Raw genomic sequence first — 503 nt, 5'->3', positions numbered from 1 at the left:
CGCAGTTGGGTGCACTCGACGGCGACCAGTGGGGCGCGCTGAGCACGCGCCAAGTGGCGGCGCTGACGGCGGCTCAATTGTCCAAGCTCACCACTGACGACCTCAATGCGCTGACGCCGACGCAGTTTGCGGTGCTGAATACCGAGCAGGTCGCGGCCTTGACCGTGGGGCAGATGTCCAAGCTGAAGGCCGAGGACTTGGCCGTGCTGTCCACGGCGATCATCAAGTCGCTGAGCTCGACACAGGTGGGTGCCCTCACCAGCGACCAGCTCATGAACCTGAGCACTGCACAAATCAGCACGTTGAACAGCGCTCAACTGGCGTCCTTCAGCAACGCGGAGTTTGCGGCACTGTCAGCGGATCAAGTGGCGGCCCTGAACAATGCCGCGCTGGCCGGCCTGAGCTCGACGCAGCTCGGCGCATTCACCGCCGACCAGTTCGCCGCGATGAAGACGTCGCAGATCGCGGCGCTGAGCACGGCACAGCTGTCGCGGCTCACCAGC

The 503-nt window shown here is 64.8% G+C and carries 1 pseudogene; it reads left to right on the top strand.

The annotated features are described in order from the left end of the window. Positions 1-503 (top strand): annotated as a pseudogene (locus ALA01S_RS34275) (heme utilization protein); the annotation flags it as partial.

The sequence above is a fragment of the Azohydromonas lata NBRC 102462 genome, assembly GCF_001571085.1.
Classification (GTDB): domain Bacteria; phylum Pseudomonadota; class Gammaproteobacteria; order Burkholderiales; family Burkholderiaceae_C; genus Azohydromonas; species Azohydromonas lata.
The sequence above is the reverse complement of the archived record's forward strand: the minus strand, read 5'-3'. Positions and strand labels throughout refer to the sequence as shown.